The 23,238-nt window shown below is 71.8% G+C and carries 21 protein-coding genes and 2 pseudogenes; 11 read left to right on the forward strand and 12 right to left on the reverse strand.

The window, feature by feature from the left end; translation table 11 throughout:
• Positions 1-277: 277 nt before the first annotated feature.
• The 4 genes from H8R17_RS20760 to H8R17_RS20775 are packed head-to-tail and all read left to right on the forward strand — an operon-like array spanning position 278 to position 4,364.
• Entirely contained in the window at positions 278-1,033 is a 756-nt protein-coding gene (locus tag H8R17_RS20760; protein WP_187824714.1) for a LytTR family DNA-binding domain-containing protein, read from the forward strand.
• A 27-nt stretch (positions 1,034-1,060) separates the two neighbouring features.
• Positions 1,061-1,420, forward strand: a complete 360-nt coding sequence (locus tag H8R17_RS20765) for a hypothetical protein (protein ID WP_187824715.1) — start codon at positions 1,061-1,063, stop codon at positions 1,418-1,420.
• A gap of 20 nt (positions 1,421-1,440) precedes the next feature.
• Positions 1,441-3,153 (forward strand): cation acetate symporter, encoded by a 1,713-nt coding sequence (locus H8R17_RS20770; protein WP_187824716.1) that lies wholly within the window; start codon positions 1,441-1,443, stop codon positions 3,151-3,153.
• On the forward strand, positions 3,150-4,364 hold the full coding sequence (locus tag H8R17_RS20775; protein WP_187824717.1) for a sensor histidine kinase: 1,215 nt from the start codon (positions 3,150-3,152) through the stop codon (positions 4,362-4,364). The genes H8R17_RS20770 and H8R17_RS20775 overlap by 4 nt, the downstream gene beginning before the upstream one ends.
• A gap of 3 nt (positions 4,365-4,367) precedes the next feature.
• On the opposite strand, the gene H8R17_RS20780 is transcribed toward H8R17_RS20775, so the two are convergent.
• From H8R17_RS20780 to H8R17_RS20805, 6 genes and pseudogenes are all read right to left on the reverse strand, one after another.
• Positions 4,368-4,538: a hypothetical protein gene (locus H8R17_RS20780; RefSeq protein ID WP_187824718.1), complete on the reverse strand. Its 171-nt coding sequence runs from the start codon at positions 4,536-4,538 to the stop codon at positions 4,368-4,370.
• Between the two features lie 13 nt (positions 4,539-4,551).
• Positions 4,552-5,823: pseudogene (locus H8R17_RS20785) on the reverse strand (septum formation family protein).
• A 103-nt stretch (positions 5,824-5,926) separates the two neighbouring features.
• Entirely contained in the window at positions 5,927-6,877 is a 951-nt protein-coding gene (locus H8R17_RS20790) for a cytochrome c oxidase assembly protein (protein ID WP_187824719.1), read from the reverse strand.
• Positions 6,878-6,998: 121 nt separating this feature from the next.
• A complete protein-coding gene (locus H8R17_RS20795) occupies positions 6,999-8,024 on the reverse strand; it encodes a 6-phosphofructokinase (RefSeq protein ID WP_187824720.1) in 1,026 nt (341 codons plus the stop codon).
• A gap of 275 nt (positions 8,025-8,299) precedes the next feature.
• Positions 8,300-9,028, reverse strand: coding sequence for a type 1 glutamine amidotransferase (locus H8R17_RS20800; protein WP_187824721.1), 729 nt, complete (start codon positions 9,026-9,028; stop codon positions 8,300-8,302).
• 17 nt (positions 9,029-9,045) lie between these two features.
• Positions 9,046-10,284 carry a MurT ligase domain-containing protein gene (locus H8R17_RS20805; RefSeq protein ID WP_187824722.1) on the reverse strand — a complete coding sequence of 413 codons (1,239 nt, stop codon included), beginning with the start codon at positions 10,282-10,284 and terminating at the stop codon, positions 9,046-9,048.
• Positions 10,285-10,442: 158 nt separating this feature from the next.
• Between H8R17_RS20805 and def the strand changes: the two genes are divergently transcribed.
• Positions 10,443-10,982: a peptide deformylase gene (def, locus tag H8R17_RS20810; protein ID WP_187824723.1), complete on the forward strand. Its 540-nt coding sequence runs from the start codon at positions 10,443-10,445 to the stop codon at positions 10,980-10,982.
• Between the two features lie 97 nt (positions 10,983-11,079).
• On the opposite strand, the gene H8R17_RS20815 is transcribed toward def, so the two are convergent.
• Positions 11,080-11,724: a TetR family transcriptional regulator gene (locus H8R17_RS20815; RefSeq protein ID WP_187824724.1), complete on the reverse strand. Its 645-nt coding sequence runs from the start codon at positions 11,722-11,724 to the stop codon at positions 11,080-11,082.
• Between the two features lie 172 nt (positions 11,725-11,896).
• On the opposite strand from H8R17_RS20815, the gene H8R17_RS20820 reads away from it, so the two are divergent.
• Positions 11,897-13,123 (forward strand): acyl-CoA dehydrogenase family protein, encoded by a 1,227-nt coding sequence (locus tag H8R17_RS20820; RefSeq protein ID WP_187824725.1) that lies wholly within the window; start codon positions 11,897-11,899, stop codon positions 13,121-13,123.
• Between the two features lie 105 nt (positions 13,124-13,228).
• Here the strand turns inward: H8R17_RS20820 and H8R17_RS20825 are convergent, their stop codons facing one another.
• The 5 genes and pseudogenes from H8R17_RS20825 to H8R17_RS20845 all read right to left on the reverse strand — a co-directional run.
• Positions 13,229-13,465 (reverse strand): DUF6213 family protein, encoded by a 237-nt coding sequence (locus tag H8R17_RS20825; protein ID WP_187824726.1) that lies wholly within the window; start codon positions 13,463-13,465, stop codon positions 13,229-13,231.
• 25 nt (positions 13,466-13,490) lie between these two features.
• Positions 13,491-14,876 carry an NADP-dependent succinic semialdehyde dehydrogenase gene (locus tag H8R17_RS20830; protein WP_187824727.1) on the reverse strand — a complete coding sequence of 462 codons (1,386 nt, stop codon included), beginning with the start codon at positions 14,874-14,876 and terminating at the stop codon, positions 13,491-13,493.
• A 76-nt stretch (positions 14,877-14,952) separates the two neighbouring features.
• On the reverse strand, positions 14,953-15,417 hold the full coding sequence (locus tag H8R17_RS20835) for an NUDIX domain-containing protein (RefSeq protein ID WP_187824728.1): 465 nt from the start codon (positions 15,415-15,417) through the stop codon (positions 14,953-14,955).
• Positions 15,414-16,952 carry an ATP-dependent DNA ligase gene (locus H8R17_RS20840; RefSeq protein WP_187824729.1) on the reverse strand — a complete coding sequence of 513 codons (1,539 nt, stop codon included), beginning with the start codon at positions 16,950-16,952 and terminating at the stop codon, positions 15,414-15,416. Before H8R17_RS20840 ends, H8R17_RS20835 begins: the two co-directional genes overlap by 4 nt.
• 646 nt (positions 16,953-17,598) lie before the next feature.
• Positions 17,599-18,116: pseudogene (locus tag H8R17_RS20845) on the reverse strand (FAD-dependent oxidoreductase); the annotation flags it as partial.
• Between the two features lie 92 nt (positions 18,117-18,208).
• Between H8R17_RS20845 and H8R17_RS20850 the strand changes: the two are divergent.
• The 5 genes from H8R17_RS20850 to H8R17_RS20870 all read left to right on the forward strand — a co-directional run bounded on the left by H8R17_RS20850 (position 18,209) and on the right by H8R17_RS20870 (position 23,219).
• Positions 18,209-18,784, forward strand: coding sequence for a helix-turn-helix domain-containing protein (locus tag H8R17_RS20850; protein ID WP_187824730.1), 576 nt, complete (start codon positions 18,209-18,211; stop codon positions 18,782-18,784).
• Positions 18,785-18,881: 97 nt separating this feature from the next.
• On the forward strand, positions 18,882-19,856 hold the full coding sequence (locus tag H8R17_RS20855) for an NADPH:quinone oxidoreductase family protein (protein WP_187824731.1): 975 nt from the start codon (positions 18,882-18,884) through the stop codon (positions 19,854-19,856).
• Positions 19,853-21,034, forward strand: a complete 1,182-nt coding sequence (locus H8R17_RS20860; RefSeq protein WP_187824732.1) for an acyl-CoA dehydrogenase family protein — start codon at positions 19,853-19,855, stop codon at positions 21,032-21,034. The genes H8R17_RS20855 and H8R17_RS20860 overlap by 4 nt, the downstream gene beginning before the upstream one ends.
• On the forward strand, positions 21,031-22,134 hold the full coding sequence (locus tag H8R17_RS20865) for an acyl-CoA dehydrogenase family protein (protein WP_187824733.1): 1,104 nt from the start codon (positions 21,031-21,033) through the stop codon (positions 22,132-22,134). The genes H8R17_RS20860 and H8R17_RS20865 overlap by 4 nt, the downstream gene beginning before the upstream one ends.
• A 221-nt stretch (positions 22,135-22,355) precedes the next feature.
• On the forward strand, positions 22,356-23,219 hold the full coding sequence (locus tag H8R17_RS20870) for a phosphatidylinositol-specific phospholipase C/glycerophosphodiester phosphodiesterase family protein (RefSeq protein WP_187824734.1): 864 nt from the start codon (positions 22,356-22,358) through the stop codon (positions 23,217-23,219).
• Positions 23,220-23,238: the final 19 nt, after the last annotated feature.

Consider the following 23,238-nt stretch of genomic DNA (forward strand, 5'->3'; position numbering starts at 1 on the left):
CCCGCCATCCACCAGGCCAACAGCAAGATCAACGCGCCCGCCGACACGCCCCAGGCGGCATAGAGGTTGACTCAGGAAACTCATGCGGGCACTGTATCCAGGGCGCTGAAGGGCACCGCGCCCGGCGCGTCCGGGGCATCGCGCCCACCTGGGTCCAGGCGCCGCGATCCGGCGCCGACCCCGCCTCGTATCCGAAAGCGCGGGCCACCGTATCCTGCGAGAACGCCCACGCCGACCACATGTCCAGACGTTCGGATTACACCTACACTCCACGTTCATGCTGCGCGCCCTGGCTGTCGACGACGAACGCCCCTCCCTGGAGGAACTGCTCTACCTGCTGAACGCGGACCCCCGCATCGGCAGTGCGGAGGGTGCGGGCGACGCGACCGACGCGCTGCGCCGCATCAACCGCGCGCTGGAGTCCGGACCCGACGGGCCGGAGGCGATCGACGTCGTCTTCCTCGACATCCAGATGCCCGGCCTCGACGGCCTCGACCTCGCCCGGCTGCTCACCGGGTTCGCCCAGCCCCCGCTGGTCGTGTTCGTCACCGCGCACGAGGACTTCGCCGTGCAGGCCTTCGACCTCAAGGCCGTCGACTACGTGCTCAAGCCCGTCCGCAAGGAACGCCTCGCCGAGGCCGTCCGGCGGGCCGTCGAGCTGCGCGGCGCCGCCCCCCGCATCCCCGTGCACGAACCCGACCCCGACCACATCCCCGTCGAGCTCGGCGGCGTCACCCGCTTCGTCGCCGTCGACGACATCACGCACGTCGAGGCCCAGGGCGACTACGCGCGGCTGCACACCGACAAGGGCAGCCACCTCGTCCGCATCCCGCTGTCCACCCTGGAGGAGCGCTGGCGCTCCCGCGGCTTCGTCCGCATCCACCGCCGCCACCTGGTCGCCCTGCGCCACATCGGCGAACTCCGCCTCGACGCGGGCACCGTGAGCGTCCTGGTCGGCTCCGAGGAACTCCAGGTCAGCCGCCGGCACGCCCGCGAACTGCGGGACCTGCTGATGCGCCGGACCACGAGCTAGCCGTACCAGGAAGCGAGGCGAGCACCCATGCCCCAGGACCCGACCGAGCGCCGTGCCGTCGTCATCGGCCCGCCCCGCCGCGCCCGCCCCACCTCCGGCTACTACCGTCCCCGCACCGAGATCGACGAGCAGACCACCCTCGGCCACACCTACGTCCGCTCCCTGATGCGCACCCAGCTGCGCGCCGCGCTCACCGTGTTCGCCATCCTGGTGCTGCTCGTCGGCCCGCTGCCGCTGGTGTTCGCCTCCATCGCGGGCGCCGCCCGCCTCGAATGGCTCGTGCTCGGCTTCTGCCTCTACGCCCCACTGGTCCTGCTCGCCCGCTGGTACGTCCGCCGCGCCGAACGCAACGAACGCGACTTCGTCCGGCTCGTCGAGGACCGCTGAGACCGAGGACCGATGCGCCCGTGAACTCCAGCTACGCCGTCCCCGCCGTCGCCCTCGTGGTCGTCGCGACGGTGCTCGTCGGGGCGTTCGGCCTGCGCATCTCCCGCACCACCTCCGACTTCTACGTCGCCTCCCGCACGGTCGGCCCGCGCCTGAACGCCGCCGCCATCAGCGGCGAGTACCTCTCCGCCGCATCCTTCCTGGGCATCGCGGGACTGGTGCTGGTCCAGGGCCCCGACATGCTCTGGTACCCGGTCGGCTACACCGCCGGCTACCTGGTCCTGCTGCTGTTCGTCGCCGCCCCGCTGCGCCGCTCCGGCGCCTACACGCTGCCCGACTTCGCCGAGGCCCGGCTCGCCTCCCAGGCGGTGCGGCGGCTCGCGGGCGCCTTCGTCGTCGGCGTCGGCTGGCTGTACCTGCTGCCCCAGCTCCAGGGCGCGGGACTCACCCTGACCGTGCTGACCGGGGCGCCGGACTGGCTCGGCGGGATGATCGTCGCCGTCGTCGTGACCGCCATCGTCGCGGCCGGCGGCATGCGCAGCATCACCTTCGTGCAGGCCTTCCAGTACTGGCTGAAACTCACCGCCCTGCTCGTCCCCGCCCTGTTCCTGATCCTGGCCTGGCAGGGCGACGGCGCCCCCCACCGCGCCTTCGACGAACCGGCCACCTTCCGCGAGCAGCGCGCGGTCCGCGTCGACGACACCCTCGACCTCAAGCTGGACCGGCCGCTGAGCGTCACGGTGAACGGCACCGTCGACGGCAGCGCTCACGACGGCTCCCGGCTGCGCCTGCCGGCCGGCACCCACCGCGTCGAGGCCGGCACCCGGCTGACCTTCCCCGCGGGCTCCCACGTCCCCGCGGCCGAGCCCAGCAGCGGCGGCGACCTGTCGCCCTCGCAGGCCGAGAGCCACGAAAGACGCCCCCTGTACGCCACGTACGGGCTGATCCTCGCCACCTTCCTCGGCACCATGGGCCTGCCGCACGTCGTGGTCCGCTTCTACACCAGCCCGCACGGGGCCGCCGCCCGCCGCACCACCGTCGCGGTCCTCGGCCTGATCGGCGCCTTCTACCTGCTGCCGCCGGTCTACGGCGCGCTGGGCCGCCTGTACGCCCCCGAGCTCACCCTCAGCGGCGACGCGGACGCCGCCGTCCTGCTGCTGCCCGGCCGCATGATCGGCGGCATCGGCGGCGACCTCCTCGGCGCCCTCATAGCGGGCGGCGCCTTCGCCGCCTTCCTGTCCACGGCGTCGGGCCTGACCATGGCCGTGGCGGGCGTCCTCACCCAGGACGTCCTGCCCTCGCGCGGTGTACGGCACTTCAGGCTCGGCACCCTGCTCGCCATGGCCGTGCCGCTCGCGGCGAGTGTGCTGGTCGGCGGGCTGCCGGTGGCCGACGCCGTCGGGCTCGCCTTCGCCGTGTCCGCGTCGTCGTTCTGCCCGCTGCTCGTGCTCGGCATCTGGTGGCGGCGGCTGACCCCGCCGGGTGCGGCCGCAGGCATGCTGGTGGGCGGCGGCTCCGCACTGCTCGCCGTCGCCGCGACCATGGCCGGTTATCCCCCCGGAGGGACGCTGCACGCCCTGCTCGCCTGGCCCGCACTGTGGTCGGTTCCGCTCGGCTTCCTCACCATGGTGCTGGTGTCCCTGGCCACCCCGGGCAAGGTGCCGGCCGGGACGTCGGCGATCCTGGCGCGGTTCCACCTGCCGGAGGAACTGCGGACGGAGGTGACGGCATGAGCGGATTCCTGGCGGGCCTGGTCGTCGCCGTGCTCCCGCTGCTGGCCGCCGGATTCTGGCTCGGCCGGCGCACCACACGGCCGCAGAACCTCGGCGGACTCGGCACCCCCGTCGAGCACGCAACCTTCCAGACCCTGCACACCGCCTCCCTCGCCGCGCCCCCGCTCCGGGCCGGCCTGACCGAGGAGACCGCCCGCAAGTCGGCCCGCAAACTGCGCTCCCTGCTCGGCACCGACGCCCTGTGCCTGACCGACCTCAAGGAGGTCCTGGTCTGGGACGGCGTCGGCGCCCACCACCGCGACGAGATCATGGAACACATCGCCGGCCCGCTGGAGACCGGTCGCGGCGAGGCCTTCCGGCTCACCTGCGACGCCCTCGACTGCACGGTGAGCTGGGCGGTCGTCGCCCCGCTCACCGTCGACGACCGGGTGCACGGTGCCCTCGTCGCCTGCGCGCCCCGCGAGTCCGCCGTCCTGGTCCGGGCGGCGGGAGAGGTGGCCCGCTGGGTCTCCGTACAACTCGAGCTGGCCGACCTCGACCAGTCCCGCACCCGCCTGATCGAGGCCGAGATCAAGGCCCTGCGCGCCCAGATCTCCCCGCACTTCATCTTCAACTCGCTCGCGGTCATCGCCTCGTTCGTGCGCACCGACCCCGAACGCGCCCGCGAACTCCTCCTGGAATTCGCCGACTTCACCCGCTACTCGTTCCGCCGGCACGGCGACTTCACCACCCTGGCCGACGAGCTCCACGCCATCGACCACTACTTGGCGCTCGTACGGGCACGCTTCGGCGACCGCCTCGCCGTCACCCTCCAGATCGCCCCGGAGGTACTGCCGGTCACCCTGCCCTTCCTCTGCCTCCAGCCGCTCGTCGAGAACGCCGTCAAGCACGGCCTGGAGGGCAAGGCCGTGTCCGCGGGCAAGTGCCACATCCAGATCACCGCACAGGACGCCGGCGCCGAGGCCCTCGTGGTCATCGAGGACGACGGCGCCGGCATGGACCCCGTCCTGCTGCGCCGCATCCTCGCCCGCGAGGTCAGCCCCTCGGGCGGCATCGGCCTGTCCAATGTCGACGACCGGCTCCGCCAGGTCTACGGCGACGACTACGGGCTCGTCATCGAGACCGCCGTGGGAGCGGGCATGAAGATCACCGTCCGGATGCCGAAGTATCAGCCGGGCGTGCACTCGGCGGGGCGGCTCACCCGGGAGTGAGCCTCACGTGCTGCGGGTGGCCACCATCCCCAGGGTGATCAGGCCCAGCACGACCCAGCCGAACCACAGCCAGCCGTTGCTGCCGAGCGCCACTGTGTAGGCCGTCACCACGACGAGCCCGCCGAGCGTCAGCGCCCCCATCGTCTTCGTTGAACCGTCCGTGGAACCGGGCATCGCAACACCCTCCTCATGGTTCGTTACCCTCCATGGTGCCCCCGTTCTGCCTGCCGACGGTGCATACGACGGCATGCGTGCCGGATTTCCACGGTCCCTCACCGGTCAGAGCGCCGCTCTTGTAGACGGAGGGGTCGAATCCGTAGTCGCGCGGCGGCACGTCCCGCGCGCACGCCCGGTCCGCCGCGGCACGCGCCTCGGCCCGCGTGACGCCGGCCCCCAGCCGGGTGAATCCGAGCACCACCTCCTCGTGCCGGCCCCCGCAGGGCACCAGCCGGACCTCCCGCCCGGACCGTACGTCCAGACAGTCCCGCCGCTGCATCGTCGTCGTGTCCGCGAACACCGACCCGAACCCGCGGTGCCCCGCGAGCGGCCCGTACACCGGCCCGTGCGCGCCCAGCACCAGGCAGGCGGTGCGCCGCCCGGCCGCCGCGAACCCGTCCCCGGTCGGTACGACGGCGTAGGAGCGGACGTCGGCGAGCTTCCCGCGCACCTCCCGCGTCCGCTCCTCGCACCGCACCGGCCCGTAGGCGCGCGCCTCCTCGGCGGAGCCGGCCTCGACGAACGCCAGCACCTGCCCGTCCGGCGCCTTGTCCCGGCACGTCGGATCCAGGCTCAGCCGGGGCGTGCCGGTGAACCGCTCGCCCGGCCAGTCGGCGAGCACGCAGTCACCGTCCTCCAGCGGCTCGGCGAGCCCCACACCGTCGCCGTACGGCGCCGCCGTGCCCTCGTCCGCCCGGTCGGCCAGCGCGTACCAGACGCCGCCGAGGGCGAGACCAAGCCCGAGGCCGCAGGCCAGAGCGGCCCGCAGGACGCGAGAAGGCGGCCGCCGATGCTCACCGGCCCCCGCCACGCCGGGCTCCTGACCGGCCCCGGCGACGACACGATGTTCACCGGCCACGAGAGGACCGAAGCCCACCGGCGCCGCCGCGGACGACACGGCCCACGGCGGATCGGACCCGGGATCGGTCCGGTGCCGCGGGTACATGACGATCCACGGCAGGCCCTCGTGCTCCAGCACGTCGTGCACGGTCACCACATGCGGATGACCGCGCAGTCCCGCCGCGTGCCGGGCCTCCGCACGAGCCCGGGCGACCCGGGCATCCCGCCCGCCACCGGCCTCGTCCGGATCGCGGAACACGATCTCCTTGAGCGCCACCTCACAGGCGAGGTGCTGGTCGTGCGCCAGCCATCATGTCCCATCCCGCCGCCGCCCAGGCGGCGCAGCAGCAGATAACGGCCGGCGACCCCGGCCCACGCCCGACGCCGACGATCCCGCAGGCATCAGTGCGCTGTCCCGGCCCCGTGCACGAACGCACGCAGTGACATCACCGCTCCCCCCGGCGATTCCCCCCGACGCGCCTCATGCTACTGAAGGGCGCGGCCCCTCACTGCCCGCGTGCGTTCAGTGAGGCCAGATAGGCGTTGTATGCCTCAAGTTCCTTGTCACCGTCGCGGTCGGCGGCCCGGTCCTCGCGCCGGGCCTGCCGCTGCTCCGAGCCGTACCACTGGAACAGCAGCGCGAGCAGCACCAGCACGGACGGGACCTCGCTGAACGCCCAGGCGATGCCGCCGGCCATGTTCTGGTCGGAGAGCGCCTCGATGCCGAGCGAGGCCGACGGGTGCGTGAACGTCTCCACCATGGGCGCGGACGCCATCATCAGCGCGATACCGAAGAACGCGTGGAACGGCATGCCCGCGAACAGCTCCAGCATCCGCATCAGATAGCCCGACCGGTGCGGTCCCGGGTCCACGCCCATGATCGGCCAGAAGAAGACCAGGCCGACGGCGAGGAAGTGCACCATCATCGCGATGTGCCCGGCCTTGGAGCTCATCAGGAAGTCGAACAGCGGGGTGAAGTACAGCCCGTACAGGCTGGCGATGAACAGCGGGATGGTGAACGCGGGGTGCGTGATGATCCGCAGATAGCGGCTGTGCAGCAGCTTCAGCAGCAGCTCACGCGGCCCCGTGCGGCCGCGGCCCGCCGGCGGCAGCGCGCGCAGCGCCAGCGTGATCGGGGCGCCGAGCAGGATGAAGATCGGCGACACCATGCTGATGATCATGTGCTGGACCATGTGCACGCTGAACATGACCATGCCGTAGTCGTTCAGCCCCGTACACATCGTCAGCGCGACACTGAGCACACCGACCACGTACGCGACGATCCGCCCCACCGGCCACTTGTCACCCCGCCTGACCAGCCGGACGACCCCCCACCCGTACAGCGCGAGCCCCACCACACAGCCGACGAGAAAGAACGGGTCCGTGGACCATGCGAGCCCTCGTCCCAGCGTGAACGGCGGCAGATCCATCATCATGCCGTGCCCGCTGTGATCCATCCGCCGGCTCCTGTTTCATGGGGTTGTGGGCCATCTGTCCGCACTCAGAGTACGGTCGGCCCCGGCCGCGCTTGCGACCGGGGTCCGTGCAGCCAACCCAGGGGCGCGGGGCTGTGCTCAACTACAGAACGCACTCCGCCTCGGCGTACCGGTCCTCCGGCACCGTCTTCAACGTCTCCACGGCCTCCGCCAGCGACACCATCACAATGCCGGTCCCCCGAAGCGCGGTCATCCGCCCGAACTCCCCCCGATGCACCGCCTCCACCGCATGCCAGCCGAACCGGGTAGCGAGCACCCGGTCGTACGCCGTCGGCGTCCCACCCCGCTGCACATGCCCGAGGATCACCGGCCGCGCCTCCTTGCCCAGCCGCTCCTCCAGCTCGACCGACAGCTGCCGCGCGACCCCGGCGAACCGCTCGTGCCCGTAGACGTCCTTGCCGCCCTCGTCGAACTCCATCGAGCCGGGCCGCGGCTTGGCCCCCTCCGCCACCACGACGATCGCGAACCGCTTCCCCGCCGAGAACCGCTCACCGACCCGCTCGGTCAGCTCCTCGATGCAGAACGGCCGCTCCGGTACGACGATGGCGTGCGCGCCGGCCGCCATGCCGGAGTGCAGCGCGATCCACCCGGTGTGCCGGCCCATGACCTCCACGATCAGCACCCGCTGATGGGACTCGGCGGTGGTCTTCAGCCGGTCCAGCGCCTCCGTCGCGACCCCGACGGCCGTGTCGAAGCCGAACGTCACGTCGGTCACCGCGATGTCGTTGTCTATGGTCTTCGGCACGCCCACGATCGGCAGGCCGCCGTCGGAGAGCAGCCGGGCCGCCTTCAGCGTGCCCTCACCGCCGATCGGGATGATCGCGTCGAGGCCGAGCTCCTCGACGTGCTCCCTGGCCCGCGCCACGCCGTCCCGCAGGTGCTCGGGCCGGACCCGGGAGGACCCGAGGATGGTGCCGCCGCGAGCCAGGATGCCGCTCACCGCGTCGAGGTCGAGCTTGAGGTAGTCGCACTCCAGGAGGCCCTTCCAGCCGTCCCGGAAGCCGATGACCTCGTCGCCGTGGTCGACGACGGCGCGGTGCACGACGGACCGGATGACGGCGTTCAGGCCGGGGCAGTCACCGCCGGACGTGAGGACACCAATGCGCATAGCCCGAAATACCTTCTCAACGTGGGCCGGGTACCGGACCACGTTGTCCGGCTGAATCGCGGCCACCATACCGGCGTGAGGGGGTGACTCCGTACCGTGCGTCCGCCTGGTGGACGCGCCCGCACATGTGAGCGGACGGGCCGTCAGGCGGGCCTGTGATCACCTGCCCGGACTGTCTTGCGCACACCTTGCGCAGAGCTGGAGCGCACATGACACGGGGCTGAAGGGACCCCCGCGCACACCCCCGTACGGCGCCGCGCAACCCCGCGCGACGCCTACGCAGGCTGCTGAGCGGCGGCGACCCGCTCGTTGCGGAGCGCCTCGTACCAGCGGTCGTCGGTCGGCGGCAGCGCGTTGACGTCGAGCGCCAGCTTCAGCAGCAGGTCGGCGATCTGCGGGTTGCGGGCCAGTACCGGCCCGTGCATGTACGTACCGAAGACAGTGTCGTTGTACGCACCCTCCGTACCGTCCCCGGTGCCGTTGCCCTGGCCCAGGCGGACCCGGGCCAGGGGGCGGGCGCCGGGACCGAGGTGCGTGACGCCCTGGTGGTTCTCGAAGCCGGTCAGCTGGGGCAGGCCCAGGCGCGGGTCGATGTCCGCGAGGACGTCACCGACGCACCGCTCGCCCTCGCCGCGCCCCGAGACCACGTCGAGCAGGCCGAGGCCGGGCTCGCGCTGCCCGAGGTCGTTGATGAACTCGTGGCCGAGGATCTGGTAGCCGGCGCACACCGAGAACACGATCGCGCCGTTCTCCACGGCCCGGTGCAGCCCCCCGTCGCGGCGCAGCCGCTCGGCCGCGAGCCGCTGCGGGCGGTCCTCGCCGCCGCCGATCAGATAGATGTCGCCGGAGGTCGGGATCGGCTGGTCGCTGCGCACGTCGAGCCGGGCCACGTCCAGGCCACGCTGCCGGGCCCGGCGCTCCACGACGAGGACGTTGCCCTGGTCGCCGTACGTGCTGAGCAGGTCCGGGTAGATCCAGACGACCCGCAGGCTGTTGTCGCTCACAAATTCCCCTGAATGTGTCAGTTGCCGACGCGGCGGCGCAGGTCCTGGAACGCGGTGTAGTTGGCGATGACCTCGATCCGGCCGGGCGGGCACATCTGCACGGCCTGGTCGAGGTTCTCGTACACCTGGAAGTGCTGGCCCGCGACCTCCAGGCGCACCGCGAGGTCCAGCCTCCGGTCGCCGATGACGCAGATCGGGTGTCCGGTCAGACGCGTGTAGTCGACGTCCCACAGCCAGGAGGTGTCGGTGCCGTCGGCGGAGCGCGCGTTCACCGACAGGATCACCGGGGAGGGCGGCGGGTCGATCAGCGAGAACGTCTCCAGCCAGCCGGCCGGGTTCTTGGCGAGCAGCAGCCTGAGGTCCCGGCCCTGGAACTGGACGATGTCGTAGCGCCCGGCGACGGCCTGCACCTGGTACATGCGTTCCAGGGCGACCTGCGGCGGCACTCCGAAGACGGCGGCGACGGCCGCGGAGCTGGTGGCGTTGGCCTTGTTGGCGCGGCCCGGCAGCTGGAGGTGGATCGGCCAGGCGGAGCCGTGCGGGTCGATGACGTGGTCACCGCGCAGCGCCCAGCTCGGCGTCGGGCGGCGGAAGCCGCACTCGCCGCAGTACCAGTCGTCGCCGGGGCGCTGCATCACACCGCCGCAGGACGGGCAGGACCAGGCGTCGTCCTTCCACATCTGGCCGGCGGCGACCCAGATCACGTTGGGGGAGGAGGAGGCGGCCCACACCACCAGCGGGTCGTCGCAGTTGGCGACGATCACTGCCTTCGACCCGGCGAGACCCTCACGCCAGTTCTCGGCGAGCATCCGGGTCTCGGCGGCGCGGTCGAGCTGGTCGCGGGAGAGGTTGAGCAGGGCGATGCACTTCGGCTCGGTGTCCCGGGCGACGCCGGCGAGGTACTTCTCGTCGACCTCGATGACGGCGTACCGGGCTTCCGAGTCGCCCGCGAGTGCCGAGGTGATACCGGCCGGCATGTTGGCGCCGAGCGCGTTGGAGACGACCGGCCCCGCCGCGCGCAGGGCCTCGGCGATGAGCCGGGTGGTCGTGGTCTTGCCGTTGGTCGCCGAGACCAGGATGCAGTCCAGGCTCTGGGCGAGCCGGCGTAGGAGGTCGGGGTCGAGTTTGAGGGCCACCCGGCCACCGATCACCGAACCGCTGCCGCGCCCAGCGGCGCGCGATGCCGCCGCGACCGCCTTGCCCGCGGTCACGGCCAGCTTGGCCCGCGGCGAGAGCGGGTCCGAGTTGCCTGCCATCAGTTCTCGATCCTCCTTGCGTACGCGCCGCGCCTTGAAGCCTGACGGCCACGTGGTGTGGACCTCAGCCTATCGAGATCCATTCGCACTCCCGAATCGCGCACCACCGTGAGGCCCGCGGCGCGGGCGCTGGTCGAGAGGACCATACTCTTGCCGCCATGCGACACGGCTCGATCCCCGGCGCCCGCGGGCGCGTGCGGCCCCTTTCTTTGCTCGGTGACCCGATTCTCCACGGCTCATGCGCCGAGGTCACCGACTTCGGTCCCGAACTGGCCGGTCTCGTCGAGGACTTGTTCGCGACGATGTACACCGCGCAGGGGGTCGGCCTGGCCGCGAACCAGATCGGCGTGCCGTTGCGGGTGTTCGTGTACGACTGCCCCGACGACGAGGAGGTCCGTCATGTGGGCCACGTCGTGAACCCGCGGTTGATCGAGACGGACGGCGTGGTGATGCGCGGCCCCGAGGGCTGCCTGTCCCTGCCGGGCCTGGAGGCCGGAACGGAACGCTACGACCACGCCGTCGTCGAGGGCGTCACGGTGACCGGTGCCCCGGTCACCGTGCACGGCACGGGTTTCTTCGCCAGGTGCCTCCAGCACGAGTACGACCACGTGGAGGGCCGCGTCTACGCCGACCACCTCACGGGCTGGCGCCACCGAAGACTCATGAGACAGGCGAACCGAGCTTCATGGCACCGGTGAGCGTGCCGACCCGAAAGGGGCGCGGGGCTGTATCGATATGCGGCTCCGCCGCGTGGGCGCGACCAGCCACAGATAACCCGCACCCGGCAGACAGCCGTCAGAACCCCGGACCTCCCATCCTGTCCCCCGCAGCCGCAAGACGACCCCACAACAGGTCAGCCAAACTCCGCACCAACTCGACCCGCGAACAGGGCCGTTCTCCCAGCCACCAGTCCCCGGCAGCATGCATCATCCCGACGATCCCATGCCCCCACACCCGAGCCAGCCGCTCACTCTCGGGCCCGAGATCCAGCCGCTCCTCGATCACCTGCGCCAGTTCCTCGCCCATCCTGCGGAGCAACGGCGCCGAGTGCTTGCCGATGTCGAACCCGGGCTCGCCCGCCTGGCCACCCTCCGCCGGATGCATCAGGAACCGGTACACCTGAGGCCGCGCCTCGATCGCGGTCAGATACGTGTCCAGCGTCGCCTCCACCCGCTCCCGCCGCTCCGCAGGCGCGTCCAGCGCCGCCCGCAGCGAGTCCAGCAGTGCATCGGTGTGCCGCTTGGCCAAAGCGGCGTACAGTCCCCCCTTGTCACCGAAGTGTCGGTAGAGGATCGGCTTGGTGATACCCGCCTCGGCGGCAATCGCGTTCATCGAGGCCTGCGGACCGTCGCGCAGCACCACCCGGTCGGCGGCCTCCAGCAACTCGCGTCGTCGGCGGTCGGCGGACCGCTGTTGTTCGGTCCGCTGTGTGGTGTCCATGAGCTCTCCCCCACCCGTCCTCAATCGGTGATGCCTGCGCAAAGTAACACCCAACACCCACGGCATCGAACGGGCTGCCGACCGGTCGGTAGGAGTTGACTTTTCCTACCCGCCAGTAACAGACTGGTGTTACCGCAAGTAACATTATGCAGTTTCCGCCGCTGGAGGGGACATGGCCGAGTTCACCATGGAGCTCAACGACGAACAGAAGGAGGTCAGGGACTGGCTCCATGGCTTCGCCGCGGATGTGATCCGCCCCGCGGCCGCCGAATGGGACGAGCGTGAGGAGACTCCCTGGCCGGTCATCCAGGAGGCTGCGAAGGTCGGCATCTACTCCCTCGACTTCTACGCCCAGCAGTACTTCGACCCCACCGGCCTCGGCATCCCGATGGCCATGGAGGAGCTGTTCTGGGGGGACGCGGGCATCGCCCTGTCCATCGTCGGCACCGGCCTGGCCGCCGTCGGCGTCCTCGCCAACGGCACCGAGGAGCAGGTCGGCACCTGGATCCCGCAGATGTACGGCGACGCCAACGACGTCAAGGTCGCTGCGTTCTGCTCGTCCGAGCCCGACGCCGGCTCCGACGTGGCGTCCATGCGGACGCGCGCGGTGTACGACGAGGCCAAGGACGAGTGGGTGATCAACGGCACCAAGACCTGGGCGACGAACGGCGGCATCGCCAACGTGCACGTCGTGGTCGCGGTCGTCGACCCGGAGCTGGGCTCCAAGGGCCACGCGTCCTTCATCATCCCGCCGGGCACGCCGGGGCTGTCCCAGGGGCAGAAGTTCAAGAAGCACGGCATTCGTGCATCGCACACCGCCGAGGTGGTCCTGGACGACGTTCGCGTGCCGGGTGCCTGTCTGCTGGGCGGCAAGGAGAAGCTGGACGAGCGGCTTGCGCGGGCGCGCGAGAGGGCGAAGGCCGGGGGTGAGCGGGTCAAGAACGCCGCGATGGCCACGTTTGAGGCTTCGCGGCCGGCGGTGGGGGCGATGGCCGTCGGTACGGCCAGGGCCGCGTACGAGGTCGCCCTCGACTACGCCAAGACGCGTGAGCAGTTCGGGCGGCCGATCATCGACAACCAGGGTGTTGCCTTCCAACTGGCCGACATGCGCACGCAGATCGACGCCGCCCGGCTGCTTGTGTGGCGTGCCTCGTGGATGGCGATCAACGGCAAGCCGTTCACTGCCGCAGAGGGTTCGATGTCCAAGCTGTTCGCAAGTGAGACGGCGAAGAAGGTCACGGCCCAGGCGATACAGATCCTGGGGGGCAACGGGTACACACGGGAGTATCCGGTGGAGCGGATGCATCGGGATGCCGCGATTTACACGATCTTCGAGGGTACGAGTGAGATTCAGCGGCTGGTGATTGCGCGGACCCTGTCGGGGATGCCGATTCGGTAGCGCCGTAGGGGGTGTGCGTTGCGGACTGCGGGCTGTCTGTTGCCGGGGCACAAAACACCCGCACACGGCACCGAACGCGCACTCCTACGGCGAAACGCCGAACCGTTAGTCGCGGGCCCCACTGCTATGCGCAATGCACGCCACATCAATCCGGTCAGCCAACTTCGCCAGCTCAATGGTCAACGCAGCGACGGTGTCCTCATCGAGCCCGTCCTCACCCGCTTCCACCAGCCGCACCCACCGCCCGCCCACCATGCGGAGCAGCTTGCTCACGTCGGCCGCAGCCACCTGCAAGGTCCCGCGGTCATCGACGATCAGAGGCAGAGTCACTTCGCGGTTCACACCCGCGATCGTAACCGCGCAGCGCTCACGCACCGTGCCAAACCGTCGTGATGTTGCAGAACTCCCGGATTCCATGCCCGGACAGCTCACGCCCGTACCCCGACCGCTTCACGCCACCGAACGGAAACGCCGGGTGAGACGCCGTCATCCCGTTGAGGTACACACTCCCCGCCTCCAGATCCCGCACGAACCGTTCGACCTCCTCCCCGTCCCGCGTCCAGACGTTGGAACTCAGCCCGAACGGCGAGTCGTTGGCGATCAGCAAGGCCTCGTCCAGGTCACCCGCCCGGTACAGCGCGGCCACCGGCCCGAACGCCTCCTCCCGGTGGATGCGCATCTCCCGGGTGACACCGGCGAGCACGGTCGGCGGGTAGTACCAGCCGGGCCGGTCGGGACGCTCCCCGCCGCACAGCACGCGCGCGCCGCCGCGCACCGCGTCGTCCACCAGCTCCTCAAGGTCGTCCCGGCCCTTCTCGCTGGACAGCGGCCCGACCTCGGTGTCCTCGTCCAGTGGGTCACCGGTCTTCAGCGCGTTCATGCCCCGCACGAACCGCTCGGCGAACGCGTCGTAGACGTCCGTGTGCACGATGAACCTTTTGGCGGCGATGCACGACTGCCCGGTGTTCTGCACCCGCGCGGTCACCGCGACCTGCGCGGCCCGGTCCAGGTCGGCGGACGGCATCACCACGTACGGGTCGCTGCCGCCCAGCTCCAGCACCGTCTTCTTGACCATCTCCCCGGCGGTGGAGGCGACCGCCCGGCCCGCGGGCTCGCTGCCGGTGAGCGTCGCCGCCTTCACCCGCTCGTCGCGCAGGATGTCGTCGACCGTGCGGGCGGGGACGAGCAGGGTCTGGAAGCAGCCCTCGGGGTAGCCCGCCCGGTGCAGCAGGTCCTCCAGGTACAGCGCGGTCTGCGGCACGTTCGAGGCGTGCTTGAGCAGGCCGACGTTGCCCGCCATCAGCGCGGGCGCGGCGAACCGGACCACCTGCCACAGCGGGAAGTTCCACGGCATGACCGCGAGCACCGGGCCGAGCGGCCGGTAGCGCACCCGGACGCGGGAGGCACCGGAGTCCTTCACGTCGTACTCGGCGGGCTCCTCGTCGGCGAGCAGTTCCTCGGCGTGCTCGGCGTACCAGCGCATCGCCTTCGCGCACTTCGTCGCCTCCGCGCGGGCCTGCCTGACCGGCTTGCCCATCTCGGTGGTCATCATGCGCGCGACGTCCTCCGTGTCCTCGTCGAGCAGCTCCGCGGCCCGGCGCAACAGGCGCGCCCGCTCGTCGAAGGACGTCGTGCGGTACGTACGGAAGGTGGCCTCGGCGAGCTGGAGCCGGCGCTCGATCTCCTCCTCGCCCATGGCCTCGTACGTCCTGACCGTCTCGCCGTTCGCCGGGTTCACCGTCGCGATGGGCATGGCTGACCTCCCTCGGAGCGACCTGTGTTTCGACCTTCCCGCGCGGCGGTGGGCGCCGCAACGCATGGACGGCTGTTCAGTCCGAGTGCTCCGCCAGCCGGTCGAGAAACGCGGCCTGCGCCTGCACGATCACCTCGCGCGCCCGGTCCAGGCCGAACCACGCCACCCGGTCCAGCTCGGCGAACTCCTGGAAGCGCCCGGACCGCGGCGGCCACTCCATCGTGAACGTGCCGGGGTCGATCGTCGCCGGGTCAAGATCGGCCTCGACCGCCCAGGCGGTGACGATCTTGCCGCCGGTCTGCCGGACCTCGCCCAGTGGTACGGCCTCGCCGTCGGGCGGCGGCAGCCCCAGCTCCTCCTGGAACTCCCGGCGGGCGGCCTCCCACGCGGGCTCGTCCGGGTCGTACTCGCCCTTCGGCACGGTCCACGCACCCGCGTCCCGCTTCGCGAAGAACGGGCCGCCCATGTGGCCGAGCAGCACCTCCAGGCCGTCGTCGGCTCGCCGGAACAGCAGCAGGCCGGCGCTCCGCCAGCCCTTCACGGCCGTACCTCCGGGTGCGCGGCGAGCAGGGTCTCCACCGTGTCGGCCTCCTCCGGGCGTTTGTCCTCGCGGTAGCGGACGACGCGGGCGAAGCGGAGGGTGACGCCGGCCGGGTAGCGGGTGGACCGCTGCAGGCCGTCGTAGGCGATCTCGACGACGAGTTCGGGGCGTACGGTGACCACCCAGCCGTTGTCCTCGACAGCCAGCTCCTGGAGCCGCTCGGTCTGCCAGGCCAGCATCGCGTCCGTCATGCCCTTGAAGGTTTTGCCGAGCATCGCGACGCCGCCGTCGGCGGTGCGGGCACCCAGGTGCAGATTGGACAGCTTGCCGGTGCGGCGGCCGTGGCCCCACTCGGCGGCCAGGACGACGAGGTCGAGGGTGTGGACGGGCTTGACCTTCAGCCAGGCCGCGCCGCGCCGGCCCGCACTGTAGGCGGCGTCGAGCGCCTTGACGACGACGCCCTCGTGGCCGCGCTTCAGCGTCTTGGCCAGGAACTCTTCCGCCGTGCGGACGTCCTCCGGCCCGGACACCGGCGTGCGCCGTACCCGCATCGGCTCCGGCACGAGCCGGGCCAGCTCCGCGTGCCGTTCGGCGAACGGCAGGCCGAGCAGGTCGCGGCCGTCGACGGACAGGGCGTCGAAGAACACGGGGGAGACCGGGACCTCGCGGGCGGCAGTGGCCACGTCGACGCGGGAGCCCACCCGTCCGGCGGTCTCCTGGAAGGAGCGCGGCCGTCCGTCCGCGTCGAAGGAGATCACCTCGCCGTCGAGGATGAACCGCTCGCCCCTCAACCCGAGTGCGGTGGCGGTCAGTTCGGGCAGGCGGTCGGTGATGTCGTCCAAGGTGCGGGTGTAGATCCGTACGGTGTCGCCGTCCCGGTGGACCTGAACGCGGATGCCGTCCAGCTTCTCCTCGACCGCGCAGGCGCCCAGCTTGTCGACCGCCTTGGCGACCGAGGAGGCGCTGTGCGCCAGCATCGGCAGCACCGGGCGGCCGACGGTCAGCCGGAACCGCTCCAGCGCGGCGGGCCCGTCCGCGAGCAGGGCCTCGGCCACCGCCTGCAGGGAACCGGCGAGCATCACCGCCCGCCGGACGTCCGCCGGGGGCGCCCCGGTCGCCCCGGCCAGGCCCTCGACCGCGACCGCGTCCAGTGCGCCCTGCCGGACCTCGCCGGTGAGCAGCCCGAGCAAAAAGCGCTGCTCGTCCGCAGTGGCCGCGCTCATCAACTCGCCGACGAGCCGGGATCGTTCCGCTTGGGAGCCGGGGCCGGACACCGCACCGAGCTCGGTCAGCCGGGCATCGACCTCGCGCACGGTGAGGCCGGGCTCGGGGGCCGGGGCGACCGGGCGGCTGAGCACCTTCCAGCCGACGCCGAGCCGCCCCTGGGGCAGCCGTCCCGCCAGATACGGGATCACGACCGGCACGTCGTCCGCCTCCGCGTCCCGGAACAGCTCCGCGAGCAGCGCGATCTTCCGGGACCGCGCCGAGGTGGCGGCGACCTCCCGGGACACCTGGGCCAGGCGGGCCAGCAACATGCAGCCATGGTGCAACGGAGGCGGGGCCTCCACACCCGGACGACGGCGGATGTGCGCCGCCGGGGCCGGGTGGCGGCGGATCTGTGTCGTCACACGGCCGTGGGACGCCGGTCCGGCGCTGCCGCGGATGGGGCGGTGGCGGTCCTGCGCCGGCCCGGCCGGCGGTGGCGGTCCCGTGCCATCCCTGCCGGGCAGCCCGCGCCCGCGCCGGGAAGCGCGGTGCGGCGGCGGTTCCAGTCGCCATACCTGGGTGTCGGCTCCTGTCGTCGCGGCTGTGTCGGGCTCGGCTGTTCGGGGATGGCGGTGGGCCCGTTGTGCCCGCGTGGCGACTTTTGGCTGTCCGGGGTGGGGGCGCGGTTGTGTGTCGTCTGTGTGTTGGCCTCCGGCTCTCCTGGGTGGTGTCGGCTCCTGTCGTCGCGGCTGCGTCAGGTTCGGCTGCTGAGGGATGGCGGTGGGGCCGTGCTGCCCGTGTGGCGGCCTTTGGCTGTCCGGGACGGGGGCGCCTGCGCTGCCCGTGTGGCAGCCCCCGGCTGTCCGGGACGGCGGCGCGTCAGTGCTGCCCGTGCGTGGGCCCCTGGCTGTCCGGGACGGCGGCGGTTCTGGACCGCCCTTCGCGTCGCCCCCGGCTGTTTCTGGTGGCGGCACCCTACGCCGCCACCGCCGTGTCCAGGTCGGTCATCAGCATGTCCCCGACGATCGCGGCTGCCGCGCGGTAGCCGCCGCCGGCCGCGTGGACGACCTGTTCGGCGCATCCGATCGCGTTGCCCGCGGCCCAGACGCCGGGGACGGTCGTCAGGCCCGTCGGGTCGACTACGGGATACGCGCCGAACGGGGTCTCAGCTCGGCGCCCGGCCGCTCCAGCAGGCCGGTCTGCGGGACGGGACGCGGCCCGACGTACAGCACCGAGCGGGCGTGCGTCGTGCCGTCCGCGAGGCGGAGCCCGGTGAGCCGGTCGTTCTCGACCAGCAGCTCAGTGACCTCGCCGGGCACCACGTCCACCCCGGCCGCGGCGAGCCGGCGCAGGTCCTGGCCGGACAGTTCCTCCTCGGGGACCGTGTGCAGGAACAGCCGTGTGTCCTTCGACCACTGCGACACCATCAGCACCTGGTGCACGCTCATCGGGCCGGACGCGAGCACCCCGAACCGCTCGTCGCGCACCTCCCAGCACGTCTCGGTCATCGTGACCACCTCCACCACGACAGTCGCCCGACCGCTGCGGGATTGACAAACAGCATTGCCGAAACTGCAATACGTCCATGACGACGGACGAGGTTCTCGCGGGTGTGGGTCCCAGGCTGAGAAAGATCCGGAAGGACCGGGAGGTGACCCTCGCCGCGCTCTTCGAGGCGACCGGCATCTCCGTCAGCACCCTCTCGCGCCTGGAGTCGGGGCTGCGCAAACCCAGCCTCGAACTGCTGCTGCCGATCGCGCGGGCGCACGGCGTGGCGCTGGACGAGTTGGTGGGCGCCCCGCCAGTAGGGGACCCCCGGGTGCGGGCCGAGCCGATCACCCGGGACGGCCGGACGATGATCCCGCTCACCCGGCAGCCCGGCGGGCTCCAGGCGTACAAGGTGATCGAGCCTCCGCGCCGCCTCGAACCCGACCCACGGGTCCACGAGGGCTACGAGTGGATGTACGTGCTGTCCGGGCGGCTGCGGCTGGTGCTCGGCGACCACGACGTGGTGCTGGGGGCGGGGGAGGCCGCCGAGTTCGACACCCGGGTCCCGCACTGGTTCGGGTCCACGGGGGACGGGCCGGTCGAATTCCTCAGCCTGTTCGGGCCGCAGGGCGAGCGGATGCACGTACGGGCACGGCCGAAGAAGGCGGGCTGAGAGCCTGCGTGACGCACGCGACTGTTCCCTGATCGTCAAGCGACCGCTTAGTATGCGGTGACCCCGGTCAGACACCGCAGCCCCGTGGAGGCTCCGCATGCAGGCATGGCAGGTGCACGAGAACGGCGAGCCGAGCGAGGTGATGCGCCTGACGGACGTGGCGCCGCCGACGCCCGGCGACGGCCAGGTCCTGCTGAAGGTGCGCGCCGCGAACATCAACTTCCCGGACGCCCTGCTGTGCCGGGGCCAGTACCAGGTCAGGCCGCCGCTGCCGTTCACCCCGGGCGTGGAGATCTGCGGCGAGAGCGAGGACGGCCGGCGCGTCATCGCCAACCCCGCGTTGCCGTACGGCGGTTTCGCCGAGTACGCCGTCGCGGACGCCGCCGCCCTCCTGCCCGCACCGGACGCCCTTGACGACGCCGAGGTTGCCGCCCTGCACATCGGCTACCAGACGGGCTGGTTCGGCCTGCACCGCCGGGCCCGCCTGGAGGCCGGCGAGACACTGCTCGTCCACGCTGCCGCAGGAGGGGTCGGCAGCGCGGCCGTGCAGCTCGGCAAGGCGGCCGGAGCGACCGTCATCGGCGTCGTGGGCGGCGCCGAGAAGGCCGCCGTGGCAAGGGAGCTGGGCTGCGACGTGGTCATCGACCGGCGCGCCGAGTCCGCCGAGGACGTGGTCGCCGCCGTGAAGGAGGCCACCGGCGGCCGGGGCGCCGACGTCATCTACGACCCCGTCGGCGGCGAGGCCTACGCTCAGTCCGCCAAGGTCGTCGCCTTCGAGGGCCGGATCGTGGTCGTCGGCTTCGCGAGCGGCTCGATCCCCAGCCCAGGGCTGAACCACGCACTTGTGAAGAACTACTCGATCCTCGGCCTGCACTGGGGCCTGTACAACACCAAGAACCCCAAGCTGGTCCAGCACTGCCATGAGCAGCTCACCGAACTGGCCGCCCGGGGCGCGATCCGGCCGCTGGTGAGCGAGCGGGTGCCGCTCGGCGGGGCCGCGAGCGCCGTGCAGAAGGTGGCGGACGGTCTGAGCACCGGCCGGATCGCCGTCGTGATGGAGGGGGCAACATGACCGACGCCGAAGAACTGCGCCGCCGCACGCGGGGGTTGCTGGCGGACCATCCGCCCGCGACCACGGACCGCCCGGACTTCCTCAAGGCCCGCTTCAACGCCGGACTCGCCTGGGTGCACTACCCCGAGGGCCTCGGCGGACTCGGTGCGCCCCGCTCCCTCCAAGCCGTCGTGGACGCCGAGTTGGAGGCCGCCGGCGCTCCCGACAACGACCCGCGGCGCATCGGTATCGGGCTGGGAATGGCCGCGCCGACCATCCTCCGTTACGGCACCGAGGAGCAGCAGCGGCGGTACCTGAGGCCGCTGTGGACAGGCGAGGAGGTCTGGTGTCAGCTGTTCAGCGAGCCCGGCGCCGGATCCGACCTGGCCGCCCTCGGCACGCGGGCCGTTCGGGAAGGCGACGGCTGGGTGGTCAACGGGCAGAAGGTGTGGACGTCCAGCGCGCACGTGGCCCGCTGGGCGATCCTCATCGCCCGCACCGACCCGGACGTGCCCAAGCACCAGGGCATCACGTACTTCGTCTGCGACATGACCGACCCCGGCGTCGAGGTGCGGCCGCTGCGCCAGATCACCGGCGAGGCCGAGTTCAACGAGGTGTTCCTGACCGACGTCCGCATCCCGGACTCGCGGCGCCTCGGTGAGGTCGGCGACGGCTGGCGGGTCGCGCAGACGACCCTGATGAACGAGCGCGTCTCCATCGGCGGCATGCGTATCCCGCGCGAGGGCGGCATGATCGGCCCGGCCGCCAGGACCTGGCGCGAACGCCCCGACCTGCGCACCCACGACCTGTACCAGCGGCTGCTGAAACTCTGGGTGGAGGCCGAGGTCGCCCGCCTCACCGGCGAACGGCTGCGCCAGCAGCTCGTCGCCGGCCACCCCGGCCCTGAAGGCTCCGGCTTGAAGCTCGCCTTCGCCCGCCTCAACCAGGAGATCAGCGGCCTGGAGGTGGAACTCCTCGGCGAAGAGGGCATGTTGTACGACGACTGGACCATGCACCGCCCGGAGCTGGTCGACTTCACCGGCCGCGACGCCGGGTACCGCTATCTGCGTTCCAAGGGCAACAGCATCGAGGGCGGGACCAGCGAGGTCCTGCTGAACATCGTCGCCGAGCGCGTCCTGGGTCTGCCCGCCGAGCCGCGCACCGACAAGGACGTCGCCTGGAAGGACCTCGCCCGATGAGCACACAGCCCGACCTGCTGTACTCGGAGGAGGAAGAGGCGCTCCGCTCCGCCGTCCGGGACCTGCTCACCGACCACTGCGACGCGGCGGGCGTGATCGCCCGCACCGAGTCCGACGCCCCGCACGACCTGTCGCTGTGGAAGGCGCTCGCCGACGGGATGGGCCTCGCGGGCCTGCTGGTGCCCGAGGAACGGGGCGGCCAGGGGGCCACGCACCGCGAAGCCGCCGTGGTCCTGGAGGAGTTGGGGCGGGCCGTCGCCCCCGTGCCGTATCTCACCAGCGCCGTCGTCGCCACCGAGGCGCTGCTGGCGTGCGAGGCCGAAGAGGGCCTGCTCGCCGACCTGGCGTCCGCACGGCGGATCGGCGCCCTCGCCGTCGCGCTGAACGTGGCTCCGGGCAGCGCGTACAAGGTCGTACGGCATGAAGGCGGCGCCCTGCACGGTGAGCTGACCGGCATCGCGGACGCGGCCGTCGCCGACGTGCTGCTGGTGCCCGCGGACGACGGCGGGCTGTACGCGGTAGTCACCTCGGACGCAGCCGCCGTGACCGTCACCCCGCAGGTGTCCCTGGACCTGACCCGGCCGGTGGCGACCGTGACGCTGGACGCCGCGCCCGGCCTCCTGCTGGGCGATGCCGAGCCCGCCGTACGACGCGCCCTGCGCGCCGGGGCCGGTCTGCTGGTCTCCGAGCAACTCGGCGTCGCCGACTGGGCGCTGACCGAGACGGTCCGCTATCTGAAGGACCGCAAGCAGTTCAACCGGCCCGTCGGCGGCTTCCAGGCGCTCAAGCACCGTCTCGCCCAGCTGTGGCTGGAGGTCGTCAACCTGCGCGCCGCCGCCCGTAACGCGGCCGACGCGCTGGCGACCGGCGAGTACGGCGACGAGGGGGCCGTGGCGGTCGCCGTCGCGCAGGCGTACGCGGCGCCCGTCGCCGTGCACGCCGCCGAGGAAGCGCTGCAACTGCACGGCGGCATCGGCATGACCTGGGAGCACCCGGTCCATCTCTGCCTGAAGCGGGCCAAGGCCGACTCGATCGCGTACGGCACGGCGGGCGCCCACCGCGCCGCCCTGGCCGAACTGGTCGACCTGCACGCCCCCTGACGTACACCTGGTTGACGACCGCGAGAAGCCCGCCCCACCTGGGGCGGGCTTTTTCGTGCCCCTCCCGGGGAGGCGGTGAACACCCGACGGCAGTCCAGCCAACTCCTGCCACGCAACGCCTCTTTGACGGCCGGGGACCGCATACTCTCCCCCAGTCTCGACTTCGCTCGACCGGGTGGTACCCCATCCGGTCCCACACGGCACTCCCCGGGAGGCAGCGCATGGCCCTCACCACCCGTCGCAGAGCCCTCACCACCCTCGGCGCCGCCCTCGCGGGCACCGTCGCCCTGCCCGCCACGCGCGCGCTGGCGGGCGAACAACGGCACTGGCCACGCCCGTTGTGGCGCGCCCACGCCCACAACGACTACGAGCACCCGCGGCCCCTCCTCGACGCCCTCGACCACCGCTTCGGCAGCGTCGAGGCCGACATCTACCTGGTCGGCGACCAGCTCCTCGTCGCCCACGACCCGGAGGACCTCGACCCCACCCGCACCCTTGAGTCCCTCTACCTCGACCCGCTAGCCGCCCGCGTCCGGGCGGGCCACGGCTCCGTGTACCGCGGTCACCGGGGATCCCTGCAACTCCTCGTCGACATCAAGACCGAGGGCTCCTCGACGTACCTCGAACTCGACCGGCACCTGGCGCGCTACCGGCACCTGTTCACGACGTACGCCCACGGCCGGGTGTTCCCCGGCCCGGTCACCGCGGTGATCTCCGGCGACCGCGCCGCCCGGAAGCCCATGGCGGCACAGCGCGTCCGCCGCGCCTTCTACGACGGCCGCCTCGCCGACCTCGGCAGCTCCGCACCGGCCTCCTTCATCCCGCTGGTCAGCGACAACTGGACGCTCAACTTCACCTGGCAGGGCATCGGCGCCTTCCCCGACGCCGAGCGGCGCAAGCTGCACGGCATCGTGCGGGCGGCGCACGCGCACGGGCAGAAGGTGCGGTTCTGGGCCACGCCCGACACGGCGGGCGCCGCCCGGGACGCGCTGTGGACCGAGCTGCTCGCGGCGGGCGTCGACTACCTCAACACCGACGACCTCGCCGGCCTGGAGGCCTTCCTCGACGCCCACGGCGCGGCCTAGCACCACCGAACGGCACCGC

Origin of the sequence: Streptomyces sp. TRM68367 (genome assembly GCF_014495685.1) — a bacterium.
Classification (GTDB): Bacteria; Actinomycetota; Actinomycetes; order Streptomycetales; family Streptomycetaceae; genus Streptomyces.